The sequence below is a fragment of the Paenibacillus sp. BC26 genome (assembly GCF_900116125.1).
GTDB lineage: Bacteria > Bacillota > Bacilli > Paenibacillales > Paenibacillaceae > Paenibacillus_Z > Paenibacillus_Z lignilyticus.
On the sequence record NZ_FPAD01000001.1, the window covers coordinates 1,831,611 to 1,850,516 of the forward strand.

The window sequence follows — 18,906 nt, forward strand, 5'->3', positions numbered from 1 at the left end:
TTGGCGGCTTTTTTTGTTCGGGGAAGGTGGGGTGTTGCTAGTACAGGGTCCGCCAGAGGTAGAAGGTGGCATAGGCTTTCCAGTCGCCCCAGTTGGAGGAGAGCTGTTTGATCTCCGCGATTGAAGGTTTGTCCGGCCGCTGCATAAGGTGTTTGAGCGCATTGTGCAGCCCTGCGTCCTCAAGCGGGAAAGCAGCGGGCATCCGCAAACAACGCATCAGTACATAGTTAGCTGTCCAAGGCCCGATTCCGCGAATTCGCGTTAATGCTTTTTCTATAGCGGACCAGTCTGGGAGTGCCATTAGCTGTTCTTTGGATAATCGGCCTTCGGCCATCTCGGCGGCGGTTCCGATTAAGTACTCGGATTTGCGGCCGGTAAACTGCATTTCCGTCAGGTCGGATACCTGAAGAGCGGCGATTTGTTCCGGTGTAGGGAAGGTAAAGTAACATTGGCCATTCCACTCCAGTGATGAGCCGAAGCGCTCCACAAATCTCTTCTTGAGCGTGTAGGCAAAGGTCAAATTAATTTGCTGGCCCATGATTCCCCAGCTGAGCGCTTCGAATAAGTCGTCGATGCCGACTATTCGCAGACCGTGGAATTGTTTAACCGTATTCCGAAGCAGGTCGTCCTGCTCAGCCATTTCATAGAAGGGCTGTAAATCGCGTTCGCAATCGAACCATTCCCATACATAGCGGGCAGCGGTCTCGCGAAGGTTCTGAGAAGGTTCTTCGTTCAAGGCGGGGAACTCGATGATCAGTGAATCGTTATGATCAGGTGTAATTCTTATGAGCACGGGCTTGCTTGCAGTTGGGATAAGCCGCAGTACAGCATTATTTTCGACATGAAATAAACATTCGTTGCTGGATCGTTTCAAATAGTCGATGATATGGGCGCTGCTGAACGGGGCAGGTGGATGGATCGTAATGGCGTGCATCGCTCGTTCGGAGGCCTCCTTTCAATTCGGGTACATTACAGTTGTATCATATTTTGACGGCTGTTCGCTTTCGTAATCTTGCGTTCTCATGCGGGAAAGCTTACATCGGCACTGTAAAGAGGGTATACTTCTTCTCATGGAGGTGAAGGAGCATGCCCTTGATGACTAGTGAAATGTGGCTGGCGATTGCGAGCTGCGATGCTTCGTACGATGGTCAGTTCTACTACGGCGTGAGTTCGACCGGAATATTCTGCAGGCCTTCTTGCAAATCGAGAACGCCGAATCCGAAGCATGTCCACATCTTCTCGAATGCGCAAGCTGCCCTCGCGAGTGAATATCGGCCGTGTAAACGATGCAAGCCGGAAGGAAAGCGACTTCCGGAGGAAGAATGGGTGGAGTCGATTGCAGCCATGATGGATGAGCGATACGAGGAGCCGCTTACTTTAGCTGCATTAGCTGAGATGTCGCATGTCAGTCCTTATCATATACAGCGAACGTTTAAGCGAATCAAAGGCAAGTCCCCCGCTGCGTATTTGCAGCAAGTGCGTGTCGAGGCGGCGAAGGGGCTGCTGTTGTCCGCAACCGAGTTATCCATTAGTGAAGTCGGCGTGCGAGTGGGTTATCCGAACGCGGCTCATTTTGCAACGGTTTATCAGAAGGAAACGGGCAGCTCGCCGTCGGCTTATCGGATGGCTGCTGCGAAGCAATGCAAGAAGATGGACTTAGGGGAGGATGGGGAACCGTGAAAAATTTGTATTGGACGGCGATTGACGATGCAGCCTGGCAGCTCATTCTTGTTGCGACTGATGATGGGTTAAGTTATGTTAGCTCGCCCGCTGCATCATTGGAAGAGGTCACTGAATGGTGTGCGAAACATTATCCGGGATGGATGCTGGTTAGGGATGATGTACGTTTAGAGGGATATAGAAAGCAGCTTCTTGCTTATTTGAATGGGGAGCTGACAAGTTTTCAGCTGCCGCTGAGCGTGAAGGGTACGGCTTTTCAGCAGCTGGTCTGGCAAGCGCTGGAGCAAATCCCCCATGGGCAGACCTGTTCCTATTCTGATATTGCGGAGCGGATTGGCAAAGCAAGTGCGGTTCGAGCCGTCGGGACAGCTATCGGCGCGAATCCGGTGCTAATCGTCGTGCCATGTCACCGGGTAATCGGGAAGAATGGTGCGTTAACCGGTTTCCGCGGCGGGATGGATGCGAAGGAGAAGCTGCTTCGCTTGGAAGGCGTTCTGGCAGGTCAATGAGGTGCAGGTGTTTAAAGGAACGGAGATAGACGATATACTAACACATGAGGCATACTTGAGGAATTTGAAGGGATGAGGCAATGATTTCGATTACGGCATTTTCGGTGGATAAAGTGAAAGACCCGTTCGGCATTCTTGTTGGGGATCGATATGAGTTTAGGCTGGATGTGGACTTGCCTGAGGATGATGAGCTGTTCGTGGAGAATGGCGTATATATCCGCGTCATTTATAAAGTGGATGGCGAGGCGTCCGGCATCGTGAAGTATGAGCTGTACGAGAGCATTAACGATCGTTATGTGGATGCTGAGCTGGAAGACGAGGAAGAGCAGCTGATTGATAGTTTTTGTAAAGCGCATTTCTCGGAAGCCGAAGAATAGAATAAGGTGAACTGCTTAGAAATGAGCATGCGTGTGTAATAGTTTGTACGGCCAGCAAATAGCGGGCCGAAACAAAGTGATTAAGGCGGTGTATGACATGACAGTTCATTATCTGCTCAATTGCTACAACAATCAAATTTTGGTGAAGCAGGTAGAAGGTGATGAAGGGCCATTTAATGTCAACATTCAATGCAACAACAATCCACTCAGTTTCGGTAATACGTTATATTCGGCCCAAACCAAAGAGCATGCCATCCGAATCGCCAATCAGCTGTGCGCGTTCTACTCCATGGCGCGAGTCAACGGCTATTACCTGGATGGCAAGTGGTTCCGCAACGAGAACAAGTCTGACATCTCCGCGGAGCATGTTCTCCGTCAGGAACGAACGAAGGACGAAATGCACGCCATGCTGACGAGCGAGTAACGATGATTATTGAAGGCAGCCATATGGCTGCTTTTTTTGTTGAGGCTGCGAGTTGCCGGGTAGGGCGGAATGCGCGCCGAAACCGGTGTGAACGGTGTCTGGAGCGCTGAGAGTGCGAAATTGGAGCTTTCAGCATCAATTCGGAGTGGGTTTGGAGCTGAGGGTTCGAATATGGAACTCTCGGCTTCATTTCGGCGTGATGTAGGAGCTGAGAGCACGGTTTTCGAACTTTCAGCAGCTAAAGCCGGGGGAAGGTGGTTAGTTTGCATACTGAGAGACGGTTTTTCCGACTCTCGGCGACAATTTGGAGTGAATTTGGCACTGAGAGTAGGATTTTCCGACTCTCAGCCTCCGCCGCAGGGGTAAAGTGGTTGGTTTGCATGCTGAGAGACGGTTTTCCCGACTCTCGGCGTCAAATCGGTGTGGGTTTGGCACTGAGAGTAGGATTTTCCGACTCTCAGCCTCCGCCGCGGGGGTAAAGTGGTTGGTTTGCATGCTGAGAGACGGTTTTCCCGACTCTCGGCGTCAAATCGGTGTGGGTTTGGCACTGAGAGTAGGATTTTCCGACTCTCAGCCTCTGCCGCGGGGCGTGCGGCCGGGTGGATTGGTGCGAGCTGGTTCAAAAAAGGCTGAACGGGATAATAATCCGTTCAGCCGTTAATGGTTTATTTCGCGCTGACGATGCGCGCGTAGCGTTCTTCGCGCTGGGAGGTGGTGAGTTTCGGGCAGTTGTAGCACATGTCGCCGTCTTCGCGGCAGTGGTACATGCAGCAGCCGGAACGGATCATCGTTTTGCCGCCAAGCTGGTAGGGGCTGTCGACATATCTCGGCGTATGTGCAAAAGGATTGCGTTTGCTGCCGAACAGGCCCGGGTCGAGCTGTTCCGTGAGTACCTTGCAATCGTGAGCGAAGCGCTCCCGCACGGCGTCATGGGTTTCTTTTGCCTCGAAAGTGGTTATCATGTTAGCCAGCATGCTGCCGAATTGCATCCAAATGGCAGCCGGCTTGAGATCCCCTGCAGAAGCGATGGCGTTCAGTATCGGTGTCACAACGTCTCGAAAATCTGCCTCGAACGCGTCTCGGACGAGCTGTCCGCGGTCGGCATCGTTCGGTATCTCTGTATAGCGGACATCATGCAGCTTATAGCCGAACATATGATAAGTTCCGAAATCTTCCATTTGAAACGTGAGTCGATCGAGCGAGAAATTAAGAAGAACGTTATATCGGGACAGTAAGAGCAGTCTTGCTTTGCACAAATTGAATAATGAACCGCCGATAAAAGAAGCAGCCAGCTCAGAGCCGGTAGCGCGCGCCGTCAAACTTGCGATCTCAATCGCCTTCTTTACTTCATCGGCGCGAGAAAAATCAGTCGCAGGCATCTCGAAGGCGGGGGTTGCAGCACCTGTCGGCGACACGCGTAAGTAATACGAATCGAATTGCGAGAAATCGATGACGAGCTCGTTCATCATCATTGGCGCGCACTCCTTTGATAATATTTCTCAATTGCATGAATAGCAATTATAAGTTGCAAATTGCCTTTGTGTCAACGACAAAACCGCCGTTTCCAGTGTCCTTAAGTGGACAGCTTTTGCGTCGGCGATTTATAATGGAGGGTATGTTATTGCACCGCAACCTATATTGATCGTATGAACGGGGCCTGATCGGGATGAAAAAGTTCAAGAAATTTTATATCGAAATTACGAGTGTATGCAATCTGGCTTGCTCCTTCTGTCCACAAACGAAACGTCAGGCGAGCTTCATTAAGATCGAAGATTTCACGAAAATACTAGATGAAATCAAACCGCACACAGACTATATCTACTTTCACCTAAAAGGCGAACCGCTGCTGCATCCGAAGATCGATCAACTGCTTGATCTCAGTCATGAGCGCGGTTTTAAGGTGAATATTACGACGAACGGAACGCTGCTGCACAAAGCCAAACATAAGATCATGGGCAAACCCGCCCTTCGTCAAATGAACTTCTCGCTGCATAGCTTTGACGGACATGAAGGCTCCGTTGATAAAGAAGGTTACGTGGGCAGCGTGCTGTCGTTCGTGAAAGAGGCTACAGCAACCTCGGACATGCTGGTGTCGCTTCGGTTATGGAATTTGGCTGAAGACAATGAGGTTAATGTGGAAGCTAACCGCAATCAAGCGATTTTGCAGCAGATTGAGGAAGCCTTTGATTTGGATTTCCGCATTCAAGAAAAGTTCCAGCGCGGGAATGGGATAAAGATCGCGGACCGCGTGTATTTGAACCACGAGGTGGAGTTCAAGTGGCCGGATCTGAAGGAGAAAGAAGACGAGGGCAAAGGTTTCTGCCATGCGCTCCGCAATCAAGCCGGCATTCTGGTTGACGGCACCGTAGTGCCTTGCTGCTTAGACGGCGAAGGCGTCATCAATCTTGGCAACATTCATCAGACACCGTTCTCAGACATCATTGAAGGCGACCGCGCGAACCGGCTGTATGACGGATTCTCGCGCAGGGAAGTTGTCGAGGAGCTATGCCGGAAGTGCGGCTTCAGGCAACGGTTCAGCTTATAAGAAAGAAGGTACAGAAAGTCGTTATGAATCATTTTCCGATCCATCAGCGGGGGACGCTGCTTTCTCTGAATCAGGAGAAGAATGCGAGAATTCCGCTATTCTATATGGCAATTGCACTATTCTTTGCCAAAATGCTGCTGCTGCGCTATTTCTTATTTCACGAAATTGATTTGTCGCATATATTCGCGGACCTCGGCGCTATCTTGGTCTTGCTCAGCGTAATAGAACTTGTTACGCCAAGTAAGCTCCGAACAGCCGTATACGGCGCGGTGAATCTCATTTATTCCTTCGCGTTATTCTCGTCAGCTGTATATTTCGAGCATTTCGGGAACGTACCGACCTATACGGCACTGTACGAGCTGCATCAGGTGACGAAAATCGGATCAAGCGTCGAATCAACGATTCAATTGAATCACTTTTTGTTTTTTGCCGATTTGGTGATTGGTTTAGCGCTGTGGATTTTCACTGCCGTTAGAGGATCGCGCCGCCGCCGCTCATGGAGCAGTAACGGCGGATACAGCAAGCGGTCCGTGACGTCAATTTATCGTGTTGTGATGACTCTGATTCTGATCCTAAGTTTTTCGCTGTCGGCTCGTGTTATTCAAGTCGGCATGCCCATCGAAAATGAACTTGTCGAAGCAGAGCAGGAAGGTTTCTTGAATTATCAAATATCTGCAGCCATCAAAGCGGCGCAAGATAACAGCGTAGCGGCTGAAGGGGATATCGACAAAATCACGCAGGAAGCAAGCGATCTGCAAGCAAGCTATCCTTATAAGGACGGGACTGGTGGAGCACCAGCGGCCTATTTCGGCACGCAGAAGGGCAAAAATCTGATCGTCATCCAGATGGAGGCGTTTCAGAACTTTCCGATTCATCTGTCCGTTGGCGGTCAAGAGCTGACGCCCGTGCTGAACAAGCTGGCTGATGAAAGCTTCTATTTCCCGTATGTGTTCCAGCAAATCGGGCAGGGGAATACATCGGATGCCGAGTTTATGTCCAACACGTCCATCTACCCGACTGCGAAAATCGCGATGTCTACCGGTTATGGCGATCGTGATATCCCCAGTCTCCCGAAATTGCTGAAGGAAAGCGGCTATGTCACAAATACGTTTCATGTGAACGATGTGACATTCTGGGATCGCAATAAGCTCTATGCTGCACTGGGGTTTGATCATTATTTTGACAAGCCTTATTACAAAAACGATCATTATAACAGCTTCGGAGCCTCCGATGAAGAGCTATTCCGCGTTGGGGTTGAGAAGCTGCAGGAAGTAAGCGGCGGAAGCAAGCCGTATTACGGTCAGTTTATTACCGTGTCGAATCACTTCCCATTCGAAGTGCCATTGGATCGCATGAAAATGAAACTTCCGGAGCAGCTGAAAGGCACGCAGCTGGGCAACTATTTGCTCGGCGTGAACTATACGGATTATGCGATCGGAACGTTAATCGATAAGCTCAAAGCGACGGGGCAGTGGGATAATACCGTTTTGGTGTTGTATGGAGACCATTTTGGACTTCAGCCGGACGAAAACGATCCTGCGTTTGTGAAGCAAGCGCTTGGAATTAAATACGACCCGCAAGTAAGTCGGTTTAATATCCCGCTTATCATTCATGCACCCGGTCAGCAAGGGAAGGTCGTCGAACGTGTAGGCGGCCAGCTGGATATTATGCCGACAGTCGCGAATTTGCTCGGCGTGTCGCTGAAGGATGAACAATATACGGCCTTCGGCCATGATTTGCTTAATGTAGACCGGAATGTGTTTGGGACGCGTTATTATTTGCCGACAGGCTCGTTCTACAACGATGACATTCTGTTTGTGCCGGGCAAAGGCTTCGAGGATGGCAAAGCGGTAAACATTCGAACGCTGGAGCCGGTGACGAATCTTACTCCTTATCGGAGCGACTATGATTATGTGATGCAACTGATGGATGTATCCGATCGGTATGTAAAATCGCTTCCGCAGCGACATTAAAATAGTTCCCTATTCAACCTCTCCTAAGTGCGCCGGACGCATGCAGGGAGGTTTTTTTTTAGTTGCTGTTTGCATTGCCTAACGAACGTTAATGTAATAATACCTTACATAAGCATTGACACTTTCACGAAAACCCCCCTATAATACGAATCAATAGCAGGTTTTAACAATTGAATATCGGTTCTCATGTTAGCTATTGAGGACAACTAATCATCTAGGGTTCCGTTGCGTGAGCGATTCTTTCATGTAAGTCTGGTCCGAGAGATGGTGTGCGGCAGCGCTGCATAACACGGAAGGATAAAAGCCTGGGAGAAACCAATCTCTCGGGCTTTTTATATTTCAATCACTTTTCGAGGAGGAATATTCAATGACGACAAGCTTATGGAGCACCACCTTTGGGGCAGGGGATAAATGGTCTGCGAGGATTAGCAGAGGAAGGTTACTTCGGTTTACGGCCTTGAAGGATAACGCGAATTTGTCGGTCATGATGTTTCACGCGGATGATTTGACGGAGCGCTACAATATGCCGGACACGCTGAAAGCCCAATATACGGCACATTTGACTCGCGGAAATATTCTGATGAGCGATAACGGCCGCGCAATGGCGAGCTTCGTCGAAGATGACCTAGGCTGGCATGACACGATAACCGGCTTTATGACTCGCGCTACGACAGATGCCAAGTACGGCCAATCCACCTATCAACAGCTTCGGAATGAGTGGCTGCGCAGCGGCTATGAGAATTTTGCGGTAGAGCTCGTCCGCAGCGGTTTAGGCATCCGCGACATGGGACCGGTCGTCAATTTGTTCTCGAAGGTGAGCTGTAACGATGTGGGCCGAATGATCTACGATGCCTCTCACTGCAAGGAAGGCGCTTCCGTAACGCTCCGGACAGAGATGGATATTCTCCTAGTCGTGTCGAATACGCCGAACCCGCTGAATCCGTCCACTCACTATCCGACAGCTCCTGTACAGCTTGAGGTGTTGCCTGCCCCGGCCGTCGATCTGGATACGGATTATTGCTGTAACTTTAGATCCGAGAATCGGCGAGCATTCGAGAATACGGCGGAGTACTACTTGCTAGCAGGTCGCTGATCCATCTTGATAAGCCCAATGGGCCATATCGATTCATTCATGCAACTATTCATAAGGAGGAACTACGATGACTACTGCATTTAACCGACACGAAAGTTTACTGCAACCGGAAACGGCAATTATAGATGAAATTGTATTGGCCGGGGACGGCTGGATGAAGGAGCTTCAGCCGGGGCAAGTACTGCGGATTGTGGATTTGGAAGGGAATCAAGCGGCTGATACGTTGTTCTACGATGCGGAGAATCCGGAAGACCATTATAGTGCGGTCGCGACCATTACGGGGCAAGGAAACATTTATTTAACGACTGGCTCCGTGCTTAGGGCGGAATCCGGCAAAGAACTGGTGAAGATCGTAGCCGATACTTGCGGCAGACATGACACGGTCGGCGGCTCTTGTTCCGCTCAGAGTAATACCGTGCGCTATGCGCATGAGAAGCTCCAAATGCACAATTGCCGCGATACGTTCATGCTGCAGCTGGCTAAACATGATGGCGGCTATACCAAACGGGATTTGGCACCTAACGTGAACTTCTTCATGAATGTACCGGTGTCAGAAGATGGCGGGCTGCGGTTTGCTGATGGGGTGTCGGCACCGGGTTGTTATGTGGAGATGGAATCGATTTCCCGCACGATGGTGTTAATCAGCAATTGTCCTCAATTAAATAATCCATGCAATGCCTATAACCCAACTCCGATTCGGGTATTAATCTGGAATCCATAGAGAGAAATAGAGTTCCATAAACGGGAGGGAAACACCATGTCCATGTTCACTAAAGTTCTTATCGCCAACCGCGGCGCAATCGCCGTTCGAATTGAACGTACGCTTCGCAAGCTTGGCATCCAATCCGTTGCCGTCTATACACAGGCAGATCAAGACAGTCTTCATGTTGATGGTGCAGATGAAGCGGTACTGATCGGGACCGGCCCGGCAAAAGAAAGCTACCTGGATGTGGATCGGATTCTCCAAACCGCCATTGATACCGGTGCGCAGGCAATCCACCCGGGTTATGGGTTTCTCAGCGAAAATGCCGCTTTCGCCCGTGCTTGCCGCGAGCGCGGAATCGTATTTATCGGACCAACACCGGAGCAAATGGAGATGTTCGGTCTGAAACATTCCGCTCGTGAAATCGCAGAACGCGCAGGTGTGCCGATGCTGCCCGGAACGGCGCTGATCTCGGAGCTCGACGAAGCACTCGTGCAGGCTGAAGAGATCGGGTATCCCGTAATTCTGAAGAGCACGGCCGGCGGCGGCGGAATCGGCATGCGGGTTTGCGCAGATGAGAGCGCGCTTATTGCTGCTTTCGACGGTGTTCGTTACCTAGCGGAGACCAACTTTAAGAACGGCGGCATTTTTCTGGAAAAATATATTGCCAGAGCCCGTCACGTAGAGGTCCAAATCTTCGGCAACGGCTTCGGTGAGGTCGTGACTTTAGGAGAACGCGACTGTTCCATTCAGCGTAGGAATCAGAAGGTCATCGAAGAAAGTCCGGCACCGAATCTTCCGGAGCAAGTGCGTCAAGAGATGTTCGCTTCCTCGAAGCGGCTTGCCGCAGAGGTTGGCTACCGCAGTGCGGGAACCATTGAATATTTGTACGACCCGGAATCATGCGCGTTTTATTTCTTGGAAGTGAATACCCGGCTGCAAGTGGAGCATGGCGTGACCGAGGAAGTGCTTGGCCTTGATCTGGTGGAATGGATGGTGCGTGAAGCGGCGAATGAGCTGACAGGGCTGGAGTCCATGATCAAGCCGTCTGTTGGCCACAGTATTCAAGCGCGTATCTATGCAGAGGATTGTCTGCAGCAATTCCGCCCGAGCGCAGGGAAGCTCGATCAAGTGAAATTCACAGAACATGCGCGCATTGAATCCTGGGTACGAGACGGCATTACCGTTACCACCTTATACGATCCGATGTTGGCAAAGATCATCGTACACGGCGACAACCGGATGGATGCCATCGCCAAGCTGATACAAGCCATTGATGAGACGCGTCTCTATGGGGTCACGACAAATCTGCAATATGTCAAAGCGCTGCTTAGTCATGAAGATTGCTTGAGCGGCAACGTGTATACACAGCTTCTTAATACGTTTGAGCCGGCTGAGCTTGCTCTTGAAGTCCTAGATGGCGGAGTGCAAACGACGGTGCAGGATTGGCCGGGGCGTACAGGGTATTGGGATGTTGGCGTCCCGCCTTGCGGTCCGATGGATCCGCTGTCGTTCCGTATGGGGAACAAGCTGCTAGGCAATGCCGACGATGCGGCAGGGCTAGAGCTGACGCTTCGCGGCGGTGCGTATAAGTTCCGGGATGATATGTGGATTTGTTTAACCGGAGCTGACATGGACGCGGTGCTGGATGAGGCTGCTGTGCCGATGTACCAGCCAATCCATGCTCGCAAAGGTCAAGTGCTCAGCTACGGCGAAGCCAAAGCAGGTATGCGCGGCTATTTGCTTGTTGGCGGCGGGTTTGACATGCCGCGTATTCTCGGCAGCTCGGCGACATTTACGCTTGGCAATTTCGGCGGCCATGGCGGGCGGGCGCTTCGCGCAGGGGATGTGCTGGGTGTCAATCGGAGCGTGCAGCAAGTTCCTCTAACCGGAACGGAAGTGTTGCTGAAAGAGTCGGATCTGCCGACGATGACTCGCACTTGGACGGTTGGCGTTATTCCCGGACCGCACTGTACAGCGGAATATCTGCTGCCTACTTACCTCCAAGAGCTTGCCGAAACAAGCTTCGAGGTGCACTTTAACAGCTCTCGGACCGGTGTACGACTAATTGGACCTGCTCCGCAATGGGCTAGGGAGGATGGCGGCCAAGCAGGCTTGCATCCATCGAATATCCACGACAACGCGTATGCGGTTGGAACGTTGGATTTGACGGGGGATATGCCGATTCTGCTTGGACCGGACGGTCCCAGCTTAGGCGGCTTCGTATGTCCCGTGACGACTGCGTCCGCGGAATTCTGGAAGCTGGGTCAGCTGCATCCCGGTGACCGCGTTCGTTTCCGTCTGCTGTCGCTGGATGAAGCTGACCGTCTGCGCAAGGAACAAGAAAGCAATCTGGAAGCGATCGGTCAAGGGAAATGGGATCAGCTCATCCCGCTTGGCTTACCGGAAACCGAATCCGAATATTTGTCGCCGGAATATCCGTTGTTGAAGCAAGAATCGGCGAATCGCAGATTCCCGATTACGATTCGCTGCAGCGGGGACGAGAATATTTTGGTGGAGTATGGCGAGATGGAGCTTGACTTACTGCTTCGCTTCCAAGTACACGCGCTGATGCAAGCGATCCGGGAAACCGGTGCCATTCCGGTACAGGATTTGACACCGGGCATTCGCTCGCTTCAAGTGCATATTGATCCGAAACGAACCACCGTACGAGAAGCGTGCGAGCGAATACTTGAGTTGGATTCCGAGTTGCCGCCTCTTGAAACCATTGAGGTTCCATCGCGAATTGTTCGTTTGCCGCTTTCGTGGGATGATCCTGCAACGCAGCTGGCGATCGAACGTTATCAGCAAAATGTTCGTCCGGATGCCCCTTGGTGTCCAAGCAACTTGGAATTCATTCGTCGTATAAATGGCCTAGGCGATCTGGATGAAGTGTTTAAAGTCGTGCATGAGGCGAATTATCTTGTGATGGGCCTTGGCGATGTCTACCTCGGAGCGCCCGTTGCGACGCCGATCGATCCGCGCCATCGGCTGGTCACAACCAAATATAATCCGGCACGGACATGGACGCCGGAGAATGCGGTTGGCATCGGCGGCGCCTACATGTGCGTATACGGCATGGAAGGTCCCGGCGGTTACCAATTCGTCGGCCGGACGATTCAAATGTGGAACTTGAACCGGCAAACGGAGAGCTTCCAGCCGGGCAAGCCGTGGCTGCTTCGGTTCTTTGACCAAATCCGGTTCTACCCGGTAACGGCTGATGAACTTCTGCGCTTGCGCGAAGATTTCACTCGCGGACGGTTCGAGGCGGATATTACCGAAACGACGTTCAAGCTAAGCGATTACCTGGCATTCCTCGATGAGATTAAGGAGAGCGCGGCTGAATTCCAATCGATGCAGCAAGCGGCTTTCCAAGCAGAGCGGGAGAACTGGAAAGCGCTCGGACTCGCCGAATTTATTTCGGAGCATGATGCGGGTAAAGAAACGCCCGAGGATGAACTGCCGGAAGGAACGATTGCGGTTCGCTGCACGATGCCCGGAAGTGTATGGAAGGTGCTTGTAAATCCGGGCCAAGAGGTGAAGAAAGGCGAAACGCTGATTATCGAGGAGAGCATGAAGATGGAGTTTACTCAAACGGCTCCATGCGATGGGGTTGTTTCTTCGATCTTCGTCAAACCGGGTGATGAAGTGCATACGGGTCAATTGATTGTCGGACTCGTGAAGGCACGGGAAAGAGAGGCGCTGAGCATATGACCACGATAGAATGGCCAAGTCAACTGACTGCACAATGGCTCAGAGAACAATATATCGCGCAGCTTCTGAAGCCTGCTGATGTGATTGCCGAGATCATTCGCCGAGCCGAAGCGGATGCGGAGATGAATATATGGATTACACCGCCGTCCATGGCGCTGATTGAGCCTTACCTTGAACGGTTAACGGCAACGATGACACCGGAGAGCTCGCCGCTCTGGGGGATCCCTTTCGCCGTCAAAGATAATATCGATTTAGAGGGAGCGCCCACAACAGCCGCGTGTGCGGAGTACAGCTATACACCGGGTGACAGCGCTGTTGTCGTACAGCGACTCATTAGGGCCGGAGCTATTCCCATTGGCAAAACCAATCTGGATCAGTTCGCCACCGGCCTTGTCGGCACGCGGAGCCCCTATGGCGAAACGCATAATGCGCTGCGAAGCGAGCTGATTAGCGGCGGCTCCAGCTCCGGATCGGCCGTGTCGGTAGCGCGCGGGCAAGCGGTTTTTGCGCTGGGCACGGACACAGCCGGCTCCGGCCGAGTTCCGGCGGCGCTGAATGGGTTGGTCGGCTACAAACCGACCCTAGGCGCATGGCCGACAAAAGGCGTTGTTCCGGCATGTGCGAGCCTGGACTGCGTCACGGTCTTCGCGCATAATCTTGACGATGCGCTGGCGGTTGACTTGATTGCCCGCGGTTTGGAAGAGACAGATCCATGGTCGCGCGAGATCGCGCATCCATTCACGGATAAACTCCCGGCAGCGGTCTGTTTACCAAAGGGGACGCCAACCTTCTACGGACCGTTCTCGGAGCAATATGAGCGAGCGTGGGCGAAAGCAGTTGCGGTCGTTGAAGCGATGGGGTTGCCTGTTACCTATTTAGAGCTCGATCTGTTCGCGGAAGCAGCGGCGATCCTATACGGAGGACCTTGGGTGGCGGAACGATGGGCAGATCTGGGTCCATTCATCGAGAGCCATCCCGGAACCGCGTTCCCTGTAACGGAGCAGGTGCTTCGTACCGGTGCATCACCGGACTACACTGCTGCGGCGGTCTTCCAAGCCTCCCATAAGCTGCAAGCATTTAAACGGGAAGCAAAGCAGCTGCTGAAAGACGCGGTTCTGTTCCTGCCGACATGCGGCGGAACATGGACGCGCGATGAGGTGCGAGCGAATCCGATCAGCACGAACAGCGATATGGGACGGTATACGAACCATTGCAATTTACTTGATCTGTGCGCCGTTGCCGTTCAAGCCGGCGATGCGGATAGGGATTTACCGTTTGGCGTGACGTTGTTTGGTACCGCGGAGAATGAAACCTTACTATGCAGTGCTGCAAAACAGTTTATTTCCGCGTTTGACGGCGGCGTACAGCCTGCAGATGATGTTAAACCATCGGTCACGCTATCATCCGCAGAAGCTCCGGCAACGACATTGGTTGCGGTATGCGGTCTTCATATGCGGGGTTTCCCGCTTGAGAAGCAAATGATTGCTTGCGGCGCCGCTTTTGTTCGAGAGGCCGAGAGTGCGGCTAAATATCGGCTTGTGAGGCTCCCAACCACGCCTGCGAAGCCGGGCATGATTAAGCAAAAGCACGGCGGATCCGCCGTTACGCTTGAAATCTGGGAGATGCCGATAGCTTCCTTCGGCGGCTTCACTGCGTCCATTCCGGCGCCGCTCGGCATCGGCAAGGTTGAGCTGAGCGATGGCACGGAAGTGCCCGGATTTATTTGTGAAGCGTATGCAGAGCTTGGTGCGGAAGATATATCTGCGTATGGATCGTGGCGCAATGCCGTAGTGCAATAGCGGAATTTGTATGGAAGGTATGCAAGCCGAGTTTTCCCGATAAGGGGACCGGCTTGTATTTTTTTATCCTGCTGCTCAAAGCGGCAGTAGAAGGGGAAACGGAGGGGAGAGTATAATAGGAGGAATGAGATCGGAGTGATGACTTGTGCTTAAGAAAATCGGGATTACATTAATCGTACTGCTGGCGCTCGTTATCGCTGCCTGTTTCGGGGCTGTTATATACGTGAAGCCGACAGAGCAGCTGGATCTGCGTTTTAATGAAGTGCCGCTCTTGGAACGGGCGTTGACGATGATAAAGAACCTGAAAACGTCATTCGTGCTCTCGGAGGCAGACATTGATAATATCGGCAAAGCCGCGATTCGGCTGAAACCGGAATACCAGCCGGGAGTCCTCATTACCGGCGCCAGATTTAATCTGGAGGGGGAACGTCTGGTTGCGCATTTAAATTTGAAGCTGAGGGATCGATTGCCGGTGGGGATCGTGATCTACTATAAACTGGAGTGGAACGAGCCGAACCTAGTCGCGAAGGTCGATGAAGCAAAGCTGCGCGGGATTTCATTGTCGAAGGGGTATTTTGACGATATTGTCATTCCGCTTGGATCGCAGCTGCCGGAGCTCCTGCATATCAAAGGCATTGCGATCGACAAGGGAAATGTCGTTGTGAGCATAAGAAAGCCGACGCTGCGCGAGCTTCGCGTTCTGATAGAACAGAATTGAAGCGGCAGGCCGGCTGATGAAAGAGCTGCTGGATCTCCGTATTAGCGGAGTTTCGGAAGTAATGGACGTAGTGTCGCGATCAAGAATGTAGCGGCAATCGCTTTGACCATGTCGCCGAACAAGAACGGATAGCAGCCGTTGACCATCGCTTTGGCGAACGAGTAATTGGCCTTATAGGCAAGCCACGGCACGCCGCCTACATAGGCGAGGATTACGCTGAACAATACCAAGCTGATGAACAGCATTACATATTGGCTGCGATTGAGTTTGTTCGTACGTGCGAAGATACGGTCGCTTGCCAATCCGATGAACAAGGCCGAAAGCGGGAACATCCATATGTATCCGCCCGTTGCGCCGAAAATCACGCCAAGACCTCCGTTGCCGTGCAGAAGCGGGAGGCCGCAAGCGGTAAGGATGACGACGATGGCGATACTCCAAAAGCCGAATCGGGCGCCAAGCAAACCGCCGGCTAACATGATGGCGAAGGTTTGCAGCGTAATCGGCACCGTTGTGAAACCGAGCGGAATGCTGATGTAACCAAAAGCGATGAAGAGAGCGGCGAACAGTGCTGTGAATACGATACCGCGTATCCAATAGGTTGCTCCGGATTGTCCGCTATCCGAAATAGGGGCGAGTACAGCAGAAGATGAGTTGTTTGAATTTGATTTGGAGCTTGAAGTCGTTTCCATTGAAAATTCTCCTCTCTAATGTTAACCTTGTTATCGTGTGTTGGTTAACAATTGAAATCATAACATGGGTTAATCCGTTTGGGAAGAGGGATTTTCATGAGGCAATCTACATATGATGAACGTCTGATATTGAAGGATGTTTCTATAGATCGGCTGTTGGATAATGGGGATAGCAGCCCGCGGCTGCAGCAAATTGATTTTGAACTGTCGCCCGGAGAATGGGTGAATATTGCCGGAGTGAACGGGAGCGGGAAGTCTTCGCTGGCCCGATTACTGGCTGGGTTAACAATTGAAGGCGTTCAAGGGACTTGGAGCCGAGGTTTTGCAGGGAACGGACCATCGCCTTATGTGATGCAGCAGCCGGATGCCCAATTATTCGCCGAAACACCGCGAGAGGAAATTCGATTTGCGCTCGAATGGCGCGGCATGCCTCCTCATGAAATTATGCTGCAGACCGAAGAGATACTCACCTTTACCGGACTTTCGGCAATCGGGGATATTCCCTGGAACCGCCTGTCGGGCGGACAAAGACAGTTGGCTGCCGTGGCGGCCGCTTCGGCCGGCGAGACGTCGCTAATCGTGTTCGATGAAGCGACATCCATGCTCGATGAGCAATCGATGGTGCTTGTGCAAGGATTGGCGAAGAAGCTACATCAACGAGGCACTTCGATCGTCTGGGTAACGCAGCGTTTGCAGGAAATAACGTCTAACGCGCGTGTCGTTGCGATGCTGGGCGGCAGCATTGTTTTTGACGGGATAGGCGAAGAGTTCCTTTATGGATCGGCAGAACAAGTCGGACAAGGACCGACGCCATGCCAAACGATCGGGCTTCGATTGCCCTACTTATCCGCCTTAGCGCTGGAGCTGGGAAGACTCGGAAAGCTGCAGCGGCCTTATCCGGAAACGACGGAAGAATGGGATCAGGCGCTTGCTCGAATCGAGGCGGTGCCGCGATGACGTTGCATATTGTCGGTTTGAAGCAGGTGCCTTCAGGGGTACATAATGAGATGCCCGCTATTCATGAGCATGAATTGCAATTGAGACAAGGAACGATCACGATCATCATTGGCGCTAATGGCGTCGGCAAAACCAGATTCATGGAAACAATCGCCGGCCTTACGAAGTCTGAAGGCATCACCGTTTCGTATGATTCGCATCCGTTGTGGAGGGAGCGTCGATCGCGCTTAGGACGAAAGAAAACCGAACGCAACCGTCCGGCCATGCTCCGTTATAGTTATTCTTGTCAATCGCCGGAAGAACAATTGTTTGCGCGTACGGTTCGCGACGAGCTGCAGTATGTGATGCGTCCCTATCAGCTTGATGAAGATGATCGCACCCGCAGGTCAATTGAGGCGCTCGCCGCTGTCGGATGGGATGAGTCGTGGCTTGAACGTGATCCTTACTTTATGAGCGGAGGGGAGCGCAGGCGAACCGCATTAGCCTGCTTATTCGCACCTCCGGCTTCATGGCTGCTGCTCGATGAACCGACCGCCGGGCTGGATGCTGCCGGTCATGAGCAGCTCGGTGCGCAGCTTAAACAGCAGGCAGCAGGCGGAAAAGGCGTGCTCCTCATTTCACATGAGAGCGACTGGGCGCTGCAGTTGGCAACTGCGGTGATCATCATGCATACGGACGGGAGCGTGCGGCATTGCCGCAGGGAAGAGCTTCTCATGAATCCCCATTGGCTGGAGGAGGCCGGCATGGACATTCCGGCATGGCTGCGTGTAGCCCATCAATTCGCTTGCCTTGGCGTTCCGGCCAAGCAGGTGTGGGATCCGGCCGCTTTGGCACTAGAAGCAGCCCATAGCGTGAAGCCGAGCATCCATTTGCTTCGGCCAAACAGGCCGCCTACCGTACGTGATACCAGAACGCCGTTCGCTCTGCGAGATTCAGATAGACATCCATCGCCAATATCCTTATTTGATCCCAGATCGGTTTGGCTTACTTATATTCTGGTTTCTGCCGCGATCCTATTTCAGTCCACCTGGTCCGGTTTGGGTGCTATGGCACTGGTTGTTGCAGCTGCGATACATTTCGGGAAAATTCCACTGCGTCGCTGGCGCAGCGCAATTATGGCACTGACTGTGTTCACGTTCTCGGTCGCGCTCATTGCCGGACTCGGACCGCAGGAAGGTGGCGGCTTATGGAGCACGGAAGCCGCACTCGTGTCGCTGCAATCCCTTCTGCGGCCGCTCCTGGCGATGCTGCTTGGCTTCGGATTGCCCTTGGCCGTTACGCCGCTGAGGCTTAGACGATCACTGGAACAACTGTTTTCAAAAGTAGGGAAAGTACCGCTCTGGGTGACGAAGCTGCTGCTAACCATTACGCTGCTGCTTCGATTCATACCGGTTCTTCTATCGGAATGGGAACGTTTCGCGCGTATCGCAACGGCGAGAGGGAAACAAACCGAGCGTTCCGCGGGAGGCTCGTTCCGACGGCTTCAGGAAACGTCCATCCCGTTCATGCTGGCTTTGTTCCGGCTTGGCGAACAGGTTTCCGACGCGCTCGAGAGCAGGGGTGTCGGCAAAGAAAGGCAGCCGACGCTGCTGATCACCGAGCACTGGAAGGGACGCGACACGGTTCTGGCCGCGGTAGGTTCCGCCATTCCGGTCATTTTCTGGATGTGGCAATAGGCATTTGCCTCCGAATCGGCTATGATAGAACAAGTGTTAACTTTCTGAA

The 18,906-nt window shown here is 52.4% G+C and carries 16 protein-coding genes and 1 riboswitch; of the genes, 13 read left to right on the forward strand and 3 right to left on the reverse strand.

Features of this window, described 5'->3' with window-relative positions:
• Window positions 1-37: 37 nt before the first annotated feature.
• Window positions 38-934 carry a DNA-3-methyladenine glycosylase family protein gene (locus BM412_RS07810; RefSeq protein WP_091215982.1) on the reverse strand — a complete coding sequence of 299 codons (897 nt, stop codon included), beginning with the start codon at window positions 932-934 and terminating at the stop codon, window positions 38-40.
• Between the two features lie 152 nt (window positions 935-1,086).
• Here BM412_RS07810 and BM412_RS07815 point away from each other — a divergent pair, with 152 nt between their 5' ends.
• The 4 genes from BM412_RS07815 to BM412_RS07830 all read left to right on the forward strand — a co-directional run bounded on the left by BM412_RS07815 (window position 1,087) and on the right by BM412_RS07830 (window position 2,990).
• On the forward strand, window positions 1,087-1,680 hold the full coding sequence (locus BM412_RS07815) for a bifunctional transcriptional activator/DNA repair enzyme AdaA (protein WP_091215985.1): 594 nt from the start codon (window positions 1,087-1,089) through the stop codon (window positions 1,678-1,680).
• Window positions 1,677-2,189, forward strand: a complete 513-nt coding sequence (locus BM412_RS07820; RefSeq protein ID WP_256256182.1) for a methylated-DNA--[protein]-cysteine S-methyltransferase — start codon at window positions 1,677-1,679, stop codon at window positions 2,187-2,189. Before BM412_RS07815 ends, BM412_RS07820 begins: the two co-directional genes overlap by 4 nt.
• An 80-nt stretch (window positions 2,190-2,269) precedes the next feature.
• Entirely contained in the window at window positions 2,270-2,566 is a 297-nt protein-coding gene (locus BM412_RS07825) for a DUF6509 family protein (RefSeq protein WP_091215988.1), read from the forward strand.
• Between the two features lie 97 nt (window positions 2,567-2,663).
• Window positions 2,664-2,990 carry a hypothetical protein gene (locus BM412_RS07830; protein WP_091215991.1) on the forward strand — a complete coding sequence of 109 codons (327 nt, stop codon included), beginning with the start codon at window positions 2,664-2,666 and terminating at the stop codon, window positions 2,988-2,990.
• 665 nt (window positions 2,991-3,655) lie between these two features.
• Here the strand turns inward: BM412_RS07830 and BM412_RS07835 are convergent.
• On the reverse strand, window positions 3,656-4,462 hold the full coding sequence (locus BM412_RS07835) for a hypothetical protein (RefSeq protein WP_091215994.1): 807 nt from the start codon (window positions 4,460-4,462) through the stop codon (window positions 3,656-3,658).
• A gap of 194 nt (window positions 4,463-4,656) precedes the next feature.
• Between BM412_RS07835 and BM412_RS07840 the strand changes: the two genes are divergently transcribed.
• From BM412_RS07840 to BM412_RS07870, 7 genes are all read left to right on the forward strand, one after another.
• Window positions 4,657-5,535 carry a radical SAM/SPASM domain-containing protein gene (locus BM412_RS07840; RefSeq protein WP_091215996.1) on the forward strand — a complete coding sequence of 293 codons (879 nt, stop codon included), beginning with the start codon at window positions 4,657-4,659 and terminating at the stop codon, window positions 5,533-5,535.
• A complete protein-coding gene (locus tag BM412_RS07845; protein ID WP_371264733.1) occupies window positions 5,505-7,508 on the forward strand; it encodes an LTA synthase family protein in 2,004 nt (667 codons plus the stop codon). Before BM412_RS07840 ends, BM412_RS07845 begins: the two co-directional genes overlap by 31 nt.
• A 203-nt stretch (window positions 7,509-7,711) precedes the next feature.
• Window positions 7,712-7,822: riboswitch (guanidine-I (ykkC/yxkD leader) on the forward strand.
• 53 nt (window positions 7,823-7,875) lie between these two features.
• Window positions 7,876-8,601 (forward strand): urea amidolyase associated protein UAAP1, encoded by a 726-nt coding sequence (locus BM412_RS07850; RefSeq protein WP_091215998.1) that lies wholly within the window; start codon window positions 7,876-7,878, stop codon window positions 8,599-8,601.
• 67 nt (window positions 8,602-8,668) lie between these two features.
• On the forward strand, window positions 8,669-9,322 hold the full coding sequence (locus BM412_RS07855) for an urea amidolyase associated protein UAAP2 (protein WP_091216001.1): 654 nt from the start codon (window positions 8,669-8,671) through the stop codon (window positions 9,320-9,322).
• A gap of 42 nt (window positions 9,323-9,364) precedes the next feature.
• Window positions 9,365-13,018 carry an urea carboxylase gene (gene uca, locus BM412_RS07860; protein WP_091220272.1) on the forward strand — a complete coding sequence of 1,218 codons (3,654 nt, stop codon included), beginning with the start codon at window positions 9,365-9,367 and terminating at the stop codon, window positions 13,016-13,018.
• Window positions 13,015-14,817 (forward strand): allophanate hydrolase, encoded by a 1,803-nt coding sequence (gene atzF, locus BM412_RS07865; protein ID WP_091216003.1) that lies wholly within the window; start codon window positions 13,015-13,017, stop codon window positions 14,815-14,817. Before uca ends, atzF begins: the two co-directional genes overlap by 4 nt.
• Window positions 14,818-14,962: 145 nt before the next feature.
• Entirely contained in the window at window positions 14,963-15,535 is a 573-nt protein-coding gene (locus BM412_RS07870; protein ID WP_091216006.1) for a hypothetical protein, read from the forward strand.
• 41 nt (window positions 15,536-15,576) lie between these two features.
• Here BM412_RS07870 and BM412_RS07875 read toward each other — a convergent pair whose 3' ends face one another.
• On the reverse strand, window positions 15,577-16,224 hold the full coding sequence (locus tag BM412_RS07875; RefSeq protein ID WP_091216011.1) for a biotin transporter BioY: 648 nt from the start codon (window positions 16,222-16,224) through the stop codon (window positions 15,577-15,579).
• A gap of 96 nt (window positions 16,225-16,320) precedes the next feature.
• On the opposite strand from BM412_RS07875, the gene BM412_RS07880 reads away from it, so the two are divergent.
• Window positions 16,321-17,181 carry an energy-coupling factor ABC transporter ATP-binding protein gene (locus BM412_RS07880; protein WP_091220273.1) on the forward strand — a complete coding sequence of 287 codons (861 nt, stop codon included), beginning with the start codon at window positions 16,321-16,323 and terminating at the stop codon, window positions 17,179-17,181.
• Window positions 17,178-18,857 (forward strand): ATP-binding cassette domain-containing protein, encoded by a 1,680-nt coding sequence (locus BM412_RS07885; protein WP_177245702.1) that lies wholly within the window; start codon window positions 17,178-17,180, stop codon window positions 18,855-18,857. Before BM412_RS07880 ends, BM412_RS07885 begins: the two co-directional genes overlap by 4 nt.
• The last annotated feature ends 49 nt before the right edge of the window (window positions 18,858-18,906 follow it).